Source organism: Aneurinibacillus danicus, assembly GCF_007991215.1.
Lineage (GTDB): Bacteria > Bacillota > Bacilli > Aneurinibacillales > Aneurinibacillaceae > Aneurinibacillus > Aneurinibacillus danicus.
Genome location: NZ_BJXX01000019.1, coordinates 1 through 12,823, shown reverse-complemented (window position 1 = coordinate 12,823; position 12,823 = coordinate 1). Strand labels below are relative to the sequence as shown.

The 12,823-nt window shown below is 42.5% G+C and carries 15 protein-coding genes and 1 pseudogene; 8 read left to right on the top strand and 8 right to left on the bottom strand.

The features are described from left to right. Positions 1-3: 3 nt before the first annotated feature. A complete protein-coding gene (locus tag ADA01nite_RS02305) occupies positions 4-1,056 on the bottom strand; it encodes a GerMN domain-containing protein (protein WP_146808287.1) in 1,053 nt (350 codons plus the stop codon). Between the two features lie 78 nt (positions 1,057-1,134). Continuing rightward, positions 1,135-1,947, bottom strand: coding sequence for a glutamate racemase (gene racE / locus ADA01nite_RS02300; RefSeq protein WP_146808286.1), 813 nt, complete (start codon positions 1,945-1,947; stop codon positions 1,135-1,137). A gap of 542 nt (positions 1,948-2,489) precedes the next feature. Between racE and ADA01nite_RS02295 the strand changes: the two genes are divergently transcribed. The 8 genes from ADA01nite_RS02295 (at position 2,490) to ADA01nite_RS02260 (ending at position 7,442) form a co-directional block, all read left to right on the top strand. Then, positions 2,490-3,329: an STAS domain-containing protein gene (locus ADA01nite_RS02295; RefSeq protein WP_170230097.1), complete on the top strand. Its 840-nt coding sequence runs from the start codon at positions 2,490-2,492 to the stop codon at positions 3,327-3,329. Between the two features lie 16 nt (positions 3,330-3,345). After that, positions 3,346-3,702 carry an STAS domain-containing protein gene (locus tag ADA01nite_RS02290; RefSeq protein ID WP_146808284.1) on the top strand — a complete coding sequence of 119 codons (357 nt, stop codon included), beginning with the start codon at positions 3,346-3,348 and terminating at the stop codon, positions 3,700-3,702. A gap of 2 nt (positions 3,703-3,704) precedes the next feature. Next, positions 3,705-4,109 carry an anti-sigma regulatory factor gene (locus ADA01nite_RS02285; RefSeq protein ID WP_146808283.1) on the top strand — a complete coding sequence of 135 codons (405 nt, stop codon included), beginning with the start codon at positions 3,705-3,707 and terminating at the stop codon, positions 4,107-4,109. A gap of 49 nt (positions 4,110-4,158) precedes the next feature. After that, positions 4,159-5,154, top strand: coding sequence for a PP2C family protein-serine/threonine phosphatase (locus ADA01nite_RS02280; RefSeq protein ID WP_246147192.1), 996 nt, complete (start codon positions 4,159-4,161; stop codon positions 5,152-5,154). 93 nt (positions 5,155-5,247) lie between these two features. Beyond that, positions 5,248-5,565: an STAS domain-containing protein gene (locus ADA01nite_RS02275; protein ID WP_146808281.1), complete on the top strand. Its 318-nt coding sequence runs from the start codon at positions 5,248-5,250 to the stop codon at positions 5,563-5,565. Between the two features lie 20 nt (positions 5,566-5,585). Continuing rightward, the gene (gene rsbW, locus ADA01nite_RS02270; protein WP_146808280.1) at positions 5,586-6,074 is read left to right on the top strand and encodes an anti-sigma B factor RsbW; all 489 of its coding nucleotides are present in this window, start codon (positions 5,586-5,588) and stop codon (positions 6,072-6,074) included. Continuing rightward, positions 6,037-6,813 carry a sigma-70 family RNA polymerase sigma factor gene (locus ADA01nite_RS02265; RefSeq protein ID WP_146808279.1) on the top strand — a complete coding sequence of 259 codons (777 nt, stop codon included), beginning with the start codon at positions 6,037-6,039 and terminating at the stop codon, positions 6,811-6,813. The genes rsbW and ADA01nite_RS02265 overlap by 38 nt, the downstream gene beginning before the upstream one ends. Before the next feature lie 23 nt (positions 6,814-6,836). Continuing rightward, positions 6,837-7,442: a SpoIIE family protein phosphatase gene (locus ADA01nite_RS02260; protein WP_170230095.1), complete on the top strand. Its 606-nt coding sequence runs from the start codon at positions 6,837-6,839 to the stop codon at positions 7,440-7,442. A 30-nt stretch (positions 7,443-7,472) separates the two neighbouring features. Here ADA01nite_RS02260 and ADA01nite_RS02255 read toward each other — a convergent pair whose 3' ends face one another. From ADA01nite_RS02255 to ADA01nite_RS02235, 6 genes and pseudogenes are all read right to left on the bottom strand, one after another. Further along, positions 7,473-8,228, bottom strand: a complete 756-nt coding sequence (locus ADA01nite_RS02255) for an exonuclease domain-containing protein (RefSeq protein ID WP_146808277.1) — start codon at positions 8,226-8,228, stop codon at positions 7,473-7,475. A 139-nt stretch (positions 8,229-8,367) separates the two neighbouring features. After that, positions 8,368-8,466 (bottom strand): annotated as a pseudogene (locus ADA01nite_RS02250) (LuxR C-terminal-related transcriptional regulator); the annotation flags it as partial. 103 nt (positions 8,467-8,569) lie between these two features. Next, positions 8,570-9,697 (bottom strand): DUF6155 family protein, encoded by a 1,128-nt coding sequence (locus ADA01nite_RS02245; RefSeq protein ID WP_146808276.1) that lies wholly within the window; start codon positions 9,695-9,697, stop codon positions 8,570-8,572. 104 nt (positions 9,698-9,801) lie between these two features. After that, positions 9,802-11,433, bottom strand: coding sequence for a recombinase family protein (locus ADA01nite_RS02240; protein WP_146808275.1), 1,632 nt, complete (start codon positions 11,431-11,433; stop codon positions 9,802-9,804). Positions 11,434-11,540: 107 nt separating this feature from the next. After that, entirely contained in the window at positions 11,541-11,708 is a 168-nt protein-coding gene (locus ADA01nite_RS21875; protein ID WP_170230093.1) for a hypothetical protein, read from the bottom strand. A 306-nt stretch (positions 11,709-12,014) separates the two neighbouring features. Further along, positions 12,015-12,788, bottom strand: a complete 774-nt coding sequence (locus ADA01nite_RS02235) for a TerB N-terminal domain-containing protein (protein WP_146808274.1) — start codon at positions 12,786-12,788, stop codon at positions 12,015-12,017. Positions 12,789-12,823 lie beyond the last annotated feature (35 nt).

The window sequence follows — 12,823 nt, the reverse complement described above, 5'->3', positions numbered from 1 at the left end:
GCCTTAGTACGCCTGGCTGTCCGTAATCATCGAACGAGTCACCGGCTTTGTATAGTCAATAGCGCCCGCCTTAACCGTATTCTTGCCATCCACCATAATCTGCACCTTCTGCGCGCTGGAATTATCTGTAAGAGACAGCACTACGGATTCGAGCGCATCCGGGCTTGCCTGCCCCTGATTATAAGAAAGAATTTTATTATCAAAATCGACTATCATAATGTCCTTTTGCTGTTTTACGCTTTTCACATTCATAGAGGGAAGCAGGGCAGAGAAAAGCGGCGATCCCTGTTTAGGCCCTTCAATCAATTGTTTAACAACCGCCAGCCCTTTGTTATCCGTTTCCGGAATCAAACGGGTTACCGGAACAAAATACGTTAGATTGTCAGATACTTGATTCTGGAAATACAAGGTTACCGGCATAGCCTGACCAGGCTTAACAGCATCAGACAGTTCCATATTAATACCATTCTCACGACTTAGATGGGAGATCGGGGTTCCTTTAACCGGCATGACTTCCTGCGGATGTCCGTTAATCCAGATATTTACCTCTTTTACAGCATCAAACTCTGTCAGTGCCCAGGTTACAGCATCTAGAATTTTTTGCTCGTCTTCCGCTTTATATTTCTTAAACTCCGGCGAAAAATCTACTGTTGCTACTCCGTCTTTGATTGTCATACCGAGCACTTTCGTTCCCTTAGGAAGAACAGCACGGAAACCCGGAGGCAGCGATTTCTCTGCTTCACTTCCCTGTACCATGTAATTCAGCACTTGCTTGGCCATGCCCTCAGACTTTGGCAGTTCTATCTCCCAGGGCACAACAAAACCGTCTGTGTCAAGCACATACACCTTGTGCATACTAACCGGTTTGTCCGCTTTTTTGCTCTGGTCGGCCGACAGTTCGTTCACCTTATCGCTTCCTGCCGCCGGTTGTGATTGCAAGCGAGGCGGATCAATTTCTCCATTGCTTGGTGCATCCTTCGGGCCAAACAGTCCACAACCGCTTAGCACGAATAAAAGACCCATAAAGGCACTTAGCAAAAATAACCTGCGTGCCATAGCTTCCCCTCCTCAGGCTCATTTTGTACTACTATGTATACGAGCCTGAACAGGATTTATACATGCTTTGTCCAGATTTTATTTTCTCTCTCCTTCTAAGTTGATTTGATGAGCACAGACTTTAATATGGAGCCATTCTTCCGCGATGGACATAAATAACTCGGGATTGCCGCTTGCAAAAAAACGGTGCTGCGGATTAACGATGTCCCCCCCATTTGCGAGCATGCGTCGAAACGAAAGCATTGCGCTTAATTCCCGGGCTGATTCTTCCGCAGAGCTAATAAGCTTAACATTAGGCCCTACAACTTTCTGGATGAAGTGAGCAATAAGCGGATAATGCGTACAACCGAGAATTAACGTATCAAATGTTTCTTCCGCAAGCGGACGCAGCGCTTCACGCACGACCTCAAGCCCTTCCCTATCATGCAGCCTCCCGCTTTCCACCAGAGGAACAAGCGAAGGGCAGGCCAGACTTACAACTTGAATCTGCGGATTTAGTTTTTTTAGTGCGCTGACGTACGCACCGCTGCGAATCGTTCCTTCCGTTCCGATGACGGCCACACGCCCCGTCTTCGTTTCCTTAATAGCGGTACGGGCACCCGGCTCGATAACTCCAATAACCGGGATATCGAGCCATTCACTCACTTCCTGCAGGACCACAGCAGCTGCAGTGTTGCATCCGATCATTAACGCTTTGATGTTCTTCTTCAGCAGAAATTCGATCATCTGAAGCGAGAACGCCCGCACTTCTTCAGCAGGCCTTGGACCATAGGGACACCGGGCCGTATCTCCGAAATAATAAATCGCTTCGCGCGGCAGCTGGCGCAGCACTTCCTTAGCCACTGTCAGTCCGCCGACGCCTGAATCAATAATTCCTATTCCTTGTTTCATTCTCCTAGTCGCTTCCTTCTCTCAGTCGTTCTCTTTTATCTTGGGGATTTCATCTATGAAATACAAGATTCGAATTTCACAATCCCTGAGCGTAACCTTTCCTCTTTATTTTAAGTTTAATCCTTTGGATGGGGTGGTAAAGCGCATTATATTCTATCCAAAGAGGAGTGATAAACGCAATGGAGTACAATCGGTCCTCCTGCTCAAAAACGATACGCTTTCTATAGCGAACGGTCAAGCGCCTGCTGCCTCACCTTGTCCCCACGGTATTCGAATAGCACGGAAGTTTTTCAGATAGTATATGAAACAGCAATACATTTGCGCATAGATTCAAAGACAATGTAAATGAGTCATGCCGAAGGATGGCGGGAGAAGAAATTCTTCCTCCCATCTATGTTGTTTTTCTGATGTTCATTACCCGTATTTTTCTGCCTGAGAACTATGTTAAGATAAAGTGGGAAGGTTTGTATTACAGCATATACCGTTGCGCAGCAAAGCAAACGATATATCAAAAGGCACAATTCGAAGATAGGAGTGCTACTATGTTTAAAAAAACTTCTCAACAATTTATTCAAGAAAATACCGATGAAATCGAAAAACTGTGGCGGGAAAGGAGGTCTGCTGTTCCTTCCTCACACAGTCAGACGATTGAAACATTCATTAATCATATGACACAGGATGGCTTTCTTCTTCACCTTTCCAATTTCTTCTCGGATAAGGAAAAAGAACGTGAAAAGGCAATAAACAATATCGAACAGTCCTGCTACCGTTATGTTCCACCGTGTATGGAAGCGGATATCCCTGTTTCTGAAGTCATTCAACCCTTCTATCTCATTCGGGACATACTGTTGGAAACGGAAGAGGTTAAACAGCATCCTGCTTTCATACTCCCCTTAATAAAAGAAATGGATCGATTCTTCTTGCATCTGATTACCTTTATCCATGACATTTACTCCATTTCCTGGAAAAATAAGCTGCTGGCGCAGCGTTCGGCTATAATGGAATTATCAGCCCCACTGATTCCTTTATTAGAAAATATTACAGTTATGCCGATTGTTGGAGCTATTGACACGGATCGCGCAGAATTAATTACGCAAAACCTTCTCTACGGAGCCATTAAAAACGAAAGCAAAGTAGTATTGATTGATATTACGGGAGTGGCTGAAGTGAATACGATGGTAGCGCGGCATATCGTCAAAGCGGCGGAAGCTATTCATCTCATCGGCGCTGAATGCATTGTAGTAGGCATCAGACCTGAAATTGCGCAAACAATGATCAGCTTAGGTATTGATATGGACATGCTTACCACATTAAGCTCTATGAGCCAGGGCCTTCGCGTAGCTCTCGCTAGAACAGGAAAAGAAATTAAGGAGATCAATTAAGGGGGTAGATGCTACGATGAGAATCCCAATATTAAAACTCGGAAACTATCTGCTTGTTTCTATCCAAATTGAACTCGATGATAAAACAGCTGTTCAATTCCAGCAAGACCTGCTGAATATGATTCATAAAACAGGATCAACAGGGGTTGTGATCGACCTTACCTCCGTACAGATGATTGATAGCTATATTGCCCGTGTGCTGGGCGATGTCGTCAAGATGTCCGAATTGCTAGGCTGCCAAGTCGTCTTTACCGGGATTCAACCGGCGGTCAGCATTACACTTATCGATTTAGGCATTAGCTTCCGCAATATTAAAACCGCAATGAATTTAGAACAGGGCCTGGAAAAATTGAAGCAGTTATTGGAGGGATAAAGGTGGACAACAATCCTAGCATTCATGTTTATAACGAGTGGGATATCGTTGTTGCCCGACAAAGCGGGCGAGATCTCGCTAAATCCCTCGGATTCGGAGAAGTGGACCAGGCACGAATTACTACTGCTATTTCTGAATTAGCTCGCAACATCTATCTATACGCCAAGCAGGGTGAGATTGAGGTTTCTCCTGTTTATGAAGGTGACAAGGTAGGTATCAAAATAATATCTCGCGACAATGGACCAGGGATTAAAGATGTAATGAAAGCACTTGAGGATGGATATTCTACTTCCGGCGGATTAGGGGCCGGACTGCCGGGCGTAAAGCGCCTGATGGATGAATTCTCAATTGAATCCAGCGAAGGCAAGGGAACGCTAGTTACGGCGGTGAAATGGAAGCTTTTCTAACCAACAAACGATATAGCCCAGTAAGGAAGGAGGGCATTTTTTGAAACAAGTGAAGGAGTATTATAAAAAAATCATGCTCCACTATCTGCGAAATCCCGGTGAACATCAACTGTATGCCGGTCAGCAACTTAGTAAATCGCTCATCGAAAAAGATATTCCACCAGAAGATATTCTAGCCCTTCACATCAACATCATGAAAGAAAACGGATATATTTTGCCAAGGGAATGGGAACGTTCTTTTCAGTTTTTGATGGAAATCATGGTATCATTTGGCATGGCGTATCAAGAGCGGCAAAGCCTGCGTCTAAAGAAAAAACAGTTGGAAAGCGAAATTAATGTTGCCATTTCTATGCAAAAAAAATTGTATCCACACACGTTCGAGCATGGATTCCATGACCTGGAGGTCGGTTTTATCAGCACTCCTGCACGTGAGATGTCTGGTGACTTCTACTACTACACAAAACACGGAAAAAACAAGTTAGGTATTTTGGTGGCGGATATCGCAGGCAAAGGGATTCCGGCTGCTCTTTGCATGTCGATGATCAAGTATGCGATGGACACACTGGAAAATGACGTAAAACCAGCCAATATGATTCTTGATTATTTGAACCGTCTAGTATTAAAAAATGCCGATCCGAGCCTATTTGTTACAATGTTTTATACGATTTATGACCCGTTAACCTCTATTCTTACCTACTCCTCCGCCGGTCATGAACCCGCGCTTTATTATCAAGCCAAATCGAAGAAATTTCAAGATTTGAATACCAAAGGGCTGATTTTAGGTGTAGACGCCAATGTAAAATATGAGGAGAAAGCCATTCAGCTTGAATCCGGAGATTTCATAGTATTGTATACAGATGGAGTAACCGAGCGAAAAGATTCCGATGAGCCGGATGACAATTCCATTCTGCGCGAGGCTATCTCCAGCGCGGATTTGTCGCTTCCTGCACAGGAAATTGTCAATCATATGTATCAGCATGCCATTGATGAAAAAAACTATCAGTTAGATGACGACCACACGATTGTTATGATTCGTAAAAAGTAAATTGGATTTTTCACATAGCTTTTTGTTTGGTTTCCTCTCTTCCGAGGTAAAGGAAAATATCGTGTACATATACTGATAGTAGAGGTGAACATAATGAACCAGCTTCCCTTCTTAGTTGAAACCGAGGAAAAAGAGAAAGAGATCTGCGTATACATTCATGGTGATCTAGATCTGGCTTCTGCTCCCCGGCTACGTGAGACCCTGCTCCCGCTCGCTGAAAAAGATAGCAGAACGCTAAAAGTTAACTTGAAAAACCTTCATTACATGGATAGTACCGGTCTTGGCGTTTTTGTAGCGGCACTTAAGCTGCGCAAAATCATTAATGGTGAGATGTTTTTAGAGGAAGTTCCTAAGAAAATCCAGCGGATCTTCCAAATCTCAGGCGTCGATCAATATATAACAATTGCGTAATTTTTACAGGGGGGATTCGTATGCCAGAATTGAATGACCACGTCAAGATAAACGTTCCGGCACGTGCCGATTATATAAGCGTAATTCGTTTAACCGTTTCCGGACTGGCTTATCAGATGGGATTTACATATAACGACATCGAGGATATTAAGGTAGCGTTGGCAGAAGCGTGCAACAACGTTGTTAGCCACGCTTATAAAAACAGCGAAGTTGGTGAGATAAGCGTTGACTTTCATGTTGAGGTCGATCGTCTGCAGATTATCGTCAGTGACGAAGGGGCCGCCTTTGACGCTAAGAAACTGAAGAAAGAAGCTTCTTCACTTCACGGAAAAAGCCTCGATGAAATCGATGTAGGCGGACTGGGAATTTACCTGATGAAAACACTCATGGATGAAATTGAGTATGACACTGGAGAAAAGGGGGTTAAAGTTTCACTAACTAAATATCTCAAGAGGGATGAGGTGAGCGAAAGTGAGCCAAACGTCCACCAGGAAATCATTCAACCGTGACATTACCGAATATGTCCGTACGTACCAGGAAATCGGCTCAGAAGAAGTACTAGAGCAAATACTTGAAAACTACCAGACGACAATAAGAAAACTCGCTTCCAAAATGGCCCGCGACTTTCATTTGGTGGACGATTTATACCAAGTGGGCATGCTCGCTTTATTAGGTGCTATCGATAAATTTGACAGTGATGTAAGCCATAATTTTGATGCCTATGCCATATCAACCATTGTCGGTAAGATGAAACACTATCTCCGCGATAAAACATGGAGCATCCGTGTACCGCGGACGATTAAAGAGATGGGATACCGACTGCAGAAGACGATTGATGAATTAACCATCGAGCTGCAGCGTTCACCTCGCATTGATGAAATCGCGAAAAGGCTTGAAGTCAGTGAAGAGAAAGTGTTGGAGATTATGGAGAATAAAGGAAATGTCCATGTTCTTTCCCTTGATACCCCAATGAAAGCTGATAATCAAGAGCAGGATTCCCATATACTGATGGATATGATTCCGGAGCAGGATCCGGGCTTTTTAGATGTGGATCGCAAAATGGATTTGGCCGATCTGCTCGAAAATTTGGATGAGCAGCAGCGTCAGGTCATCCATTATGTATATTATGAAGAATGGTCACAACGTCAAATTGGTGAGAAACTGGGCATCTCTCAAATGCAGGTTTCCCGTATTCTGCGCAAGACACTTCAGCAGATGAGAGAAGCCTATATGAAGAATTCGGAATAGGAATTGATCTGGAGGATTTTCCTTTGTATTCTTTTCAGTACAGTGTCCATCATACATCTAAAAAGCCCAACACACCGTCAGGGGATTGTTACTTTGTCAAATCGTACGGTGATACGGTGTTGATCAGCATTGCAGACGGGTTAGGAAGCGGCCCTGATGCCAGAGACGCGGCCCAAAAAATGATTGACGAAATCGAGAAGCGTGCCGAAGCTGGAAATACCCCGCTCAGTCTCCTTCAAGAAGGAAACCGTTCTCTCCACGGTTCTCGCGGTTCCGTAGTGGGAATTGCCATGATTGATAACCGCAATCAACAGGTTGCCTATGCAGGGATCGGAAATATTACTTGTCTGGTGGTAACACGGGAACGCAAAAAACAGTATCTGATTTCAAACCCAGGATTTCTCAATGGCCGCCCTTTTCGCGCTATAGAACGGTATCTTCCCTTTTATCCTGATGATACCATTGTCCTGTTTTCTGACGGAATTGAGTTACCTAATAATTGGGAGTACATTATAGCCAATGGCCTTTCTCCTGAGAAGACGCTCAAACGTCTGGTACAGGAGATGAAACGGATTGACGATGATGCCACCCTTATCGTGGGCAAGTGGTACAAAGAAGACAGCGTGTAGAAAATAACCCTTATACACACTGTCTTCTTTTTACCTTCTTTGCCCGTTTGCCAAATGAGCATACAACTGTTCTAATGTTTCTACACCAGCGGCCTCTAATTGCTCCTGCATAACAATCCACAGTTTAGCCGTCATCTGCGCGTCGCTCAATGCATGATGACGATTTTCAATTTGAATCCCCGCTTTCTCCAATACTTCTTCCATTCCATAGGCACCAAGCTCAGGATACAAGCATTCAGCCACTTTCTTCATCTCCAATGTACGATACCCAAATCGGCGACGGGCTGTCCGCCACAGAAAGTGATTAAAAAATTTCAATTCATGGCCAATGTAATATCCGAGTACAATACTGCTGCCGATGAAAGCTTCAAGCGAAGCAAACACTTTATCCAGTGGCGGTGCATTCCCTACCTCTTCTTCCGTAATTCCTGTTAATTCAGTAATATGAGGTGGGATGGGAATCGTAGAATGAACATAGGTGGAAAACCGTTCTGTTTCTAACAGCCTGTTTCCGTTGACGCGTACAGCCGCAATAGAAAGAATTTCATCACCGTGCTCAGGGTGAAAGCCTGTTGTTTCAATATCTAAAGACGTATAAGTTAGTCCGCGCAGAGGGGTTTGCAGGAAAGCAGAATGGCGCTGAGATTCCTTAAGAATGGAACGCATCCAGGCTTCCTGGCGTAAATCGCTTCCTCTCTGTCCATAGAACATATTCATTTGCTGTTTTCCCACTCCGCGAGCCAGCAGTTGGGAGATACGTGCGAAAAAACCGGATTGTTCTTTCATTTTCCTCCCCCACCGTCATTCTTTCCTCGTTATATTGAAAAAATGATACGCAGGAATAGCACTTACGTCAAGTTTTACGTAAGATTTTATGACATAAAAAACCCCCCTCATATGAGGCGGGCTGTCGTTCAAGGTGAGATTAAATTTTTAATTCACCTAAACGAACAAGTTCAACAACTGCTTGAGAACGACCTTTTACGTTCAGTTTCTGCATGACGTTTCTGACGTGTTTTGAAACACACAAAAGAGGTAGTTTGTCTATCTCTATTCTTTACAACCTTTTTACCCTTTATACCTGCTGAAGAAAACAAAAAAGAAGCAGCCGCCCAATCTGTGTATGTTTAAGCAAAGAGCTCCGCATAAATATCCTGAAGAGTGTCATGAAATCCCCAGCCGATTCCGTCTGCCTCTTCTACAATCGCCCGCATCCTCGGTTCAAATTCTTGTATCAACTTCTCGTTGCCTTCCTTATATAACATTTTAGCAACAGAATCATATACCGACAGCAAGCTACTATAAAAACCCGCTGTTATGTCACCATATATGTTTGTAAATTCCACACCCATTTCTACATAATACAAATACAAGTCGATCGTATATCGTTTATTCTGCGACAGTTTTTCAAATTCACGTATCGCTTTTTTCGTCTCAGATAACCGCAGCTTCGGTTCCCCGCGTGTTGGGAAAAACTCCTCCCGTATCTTTTTACGATACGTTTCTGCCATTTCTTCCAACGCCTCTTCTCCCGCCAGCTGAATCATGAAGAAATGCTTCGCTTCTTTACTTGCTTTCACACAATCAACGACTAACCGAACGAGTTCATCCTGTGGCAGATTTTGCAGTTGTTTTCTTAACTGTGGAACGGTTAGTTTGCTCCCTTTCTTTTGACCATACGGCTGCTGCTTTTGTTTTGGATTTAGTTTCACTGCCTGCTGCCACAATTGTTGGTTCACTTTCTCTTTCATAAAAGCTTCGGGATTAAACCGCCCACCGACCCACATTAATGTATGCTCATATTCGGGGTGGCTTTTATTCTGTAAAATCTCCAGTACCTCAAGATAACCAGGCACACCGCCTACATCTTCAGGCGGACAGTGACGTTCTCCTTCCAGACAAACTGGATATGTCTCTTTCTCCTGTTCTACAATTCTTTCCAAAACGAGTTCATGCTCCCAATTATCACCATAATCGTATAAGTAAATAAAATGCTGCCCCTCTTCTGTAACATGGACGCTTATTTTTTCTTGTCTTGCGTCTAATTCTTTGATTCTCTCATTCGGAAAATCAGGGTCAGGAATGTGAATCATCTTGTCAGGAAAGCCAAACATATACAAATGGTAATCTTTCCAGCCCATGATGATTTGTAGTGTTTTATGAAGCTGGTCAAACGTAATATCGCCAAATGTCTGAAATCGACGCCAGATTGGCGGATGTATTCCTGTGAGCTCAACTTTCCACTGGTAAATCATGTACTCTCTCCTTTATCACCTTTTTCCTGATTATAGAATACTTAACGATAACAAAAAAGCAAACACTCGCCTTATCTGCAAGTGCTTGCCATAGATTGCTTCCTCTATACTTCCTGATACTCCTGTTTATTTACTTCTTCCAACTCTTGCAATTCAATTCCAAACATTGTTTTTACATGTATCTCTTTCTCTTTGTTTACAGTAATACTTTCAATTAGCTTCTTTACAACTAAATGCAACTCGTCGAACTTCTCAAAATCTAGATCCAGCATTTCGTCCAGTGCGTCTTGGACCTCTTCATATAGTAAATACAGGTCATCTTTCTTGCTTATCTCTTGCTCTATCTGCGCCTTTTCCCATTCTAATTTGTCAATTTTCTTTTCGCACTGTTCCTTTTCAAATTTATACTGTTCCTCTGCAATTTCTCCTAGTAACTTCTCACGCCGCAAATCCGACAATAGCTTTCGATTCACAATAATACGTTCTTCGATTTCTTTTAGTCTTTTTTCTGTATTTACTGTATCAATTCGAATGGAAGACTTATGTCTTTCTAATAGTTCTTCTGGCGATGTTATCGATCTCATTCGACTCGAAATCATGCCGAGCAAATCGTCTCGGAACCGCTCATACGGAATCCAGCTATCATTTTCACACCCTTTTGGTCCTTGGCGTCTACGCTTAGAACAAATAAGATAGCGATACTCTTTTTGGCTTCTTGTTTTACTTTTCATACTCACCAGCGATGAACCACAATGCGCGCACTTAATCATCCCTGCAAATACATTTACCCGATTACGAATTCCACCGCGCTTTCCTCCGCCACGCTGCAAGCGGATTTCCTGCGCTTTAGTAAACATCTCCTCTTCAATAATCGCTTCATGTGTATGAGGATTATGTGCATATTCCCACTCTTTTTTATCACGTTGAACAAGCTTGTTTTTACGTTGGGACATATCAGCAATATTTGTATATACTTTCTTTTGCTCATACTTACAAAATACATTTCTTCCCACATAAGCTTCATTCTGCAATATCCTTTGGATTGTTGTAATTCCCCATATTCCACCTTTTGGTGAAGGGATTCCCCGCTCATTCAAATAATTTACAATCTCTTTTTCACCCATTTTATTCAAAACATAAAGAGTAAAAATCAAACGAGCGATGTCTTTTGTTTTTTCGTCAGGAACTAGTGTTTTCTTCCCCGCTATCGTCTGCTTTTTATATCCGTAAGGCGGAATGCTTCCCGTAAAATTCCCTTTTAGCGCGGACTGCCGAATTCCCCGCCGCGAGCTATGGCTGATTTGTTCACTCATCTTTTGATTTACAGCAGAAACAATGGTAAATTTTAATTCATCCTGGTCAATATCGGAGTCATAATTCTCTTCAAGCGATACTAAACGCAATCCCAGCGCATTCACGAGTTTACGTTTCAAATCAAGTGCATCAGCAGTATCGCGGGCAAATCGAGATAAGGAAGAGAACATAATCACGTTGAACGCCCCGCGCTTTGCATCACGTACTAACTGTTGAATGGCGGGACGATCTACAATATTTGTCCCTGTATCTCTGTCTTCATATATAAACTCTTCATACACTTGTAAACCGTGACATCTCGCTACTTCCAGACATACGTTTTTTTGATGATCAGGGCTATCCTTTTGTGCTTCCTTTAGCGTACTGACACGGACATAGATGGCAGCTTTTCCTTCTTTTACTTGACTTGATGGATATCTCATTATAAACTCTCCCTCGTATTCACTTTCCGATTCGCATAATAAAATGCCCTTTGGCCAATCGACCAGAGGGACCAGGTTACTCTATGCTTGTAAAGCCGTAAAATCTATTATATTGCCCGTCCGATTGACGTGCTTTTTTTAACACGTGGGTTCCCTGCATGAAAAGCACCCATGTTTTTACTAACGACTTGCCGTGCTAAATCGTCAATAATTTCCCCTAAATCCCCCTGACCGAACGTCATGTGAATCGTATATGGCTTCTGGTTGTTTCTCAATTTATAATCGCCTCTTTAATTAATTCATTTATTTCTATATATTTATCACGGTCCATGTGATAACATTCGTGTTCATTTCTTAATAGCTTGTATATTAATAAGGAAGAGCCTCGTTCTCTCCGTCAGGCTACGGCACCCCAGGAACCAATTGGTATACATTCGTTCCGACAGGTACTTTACCCCAAAACTCCCATGTATCGAGCGGAATATCCATACCTTTTCTATGGTAACCAAAGATGTCAAACAAAGAGTATTCACTGGGTAAACTTTTTAATAATTCTTCCCATTTTTCGTCTTCGACTGTCTTTAAGCATAAATTTCGTGTAAAAAATCTTCTTTCCATCTCAATAGGTAATGTTCTAGGTTCGGATGCCGCTCTTTGTAATTTTTATACAAACGCATAAGCATGCTAATATTAAATGCTGCATTTTGATTAAAGCTGTAATTAATTAGTTCATAAACAAATAAGAAGATATAACTTAAATCTGTATTAGGATAGTTCCCTTGTAACACCTGAGAGCGCCAGTAAAAATACCATTCTTTTTGCCTTTCATCTAAATGTTGAAATGTAGTGTAATAAGCCTTTAAAGGAATATGGGAACATTTCTTACCGACACGCCGCGAATATGCCAGCGACTGCTTAACAAACTCAGAATGATAAGTTGAAACTTCAATATAAATACCGCTTCTGTTCCTGTGTACAGGCTGCCGTATACACTCGATCTCTTCTAAGATGTGCGTCGGAGTCTTCAAATACTGAAACTCAGGTAAAATCAAGTCAGTTTCATTGTAAAAAGGAATCGTGGAAACTGAAACAGGTTCAAACGTTTCTCGCGGATTCTCTTCAATCATTCTAATTTCTTCCATTTTTACAAGCAGGGCAGCCGCATTCGACTGTTCCACCCAGCGTCTTATGAAAAATATGTCAATAAAGCCCAGAAAAATCGGTATATACGTCCAACAAAAAAGAAGATATAGCGTACCCCTTATGTACTTTCCGACATAAAAATGATGTGCTCCTATCCCACCTAAGAACAATGCCAAAAGAACCCCAGTGCCTACTGATTTCTGCTTATACACTCCCTAACCTCCAAGTATATAGTCCTATTTATATT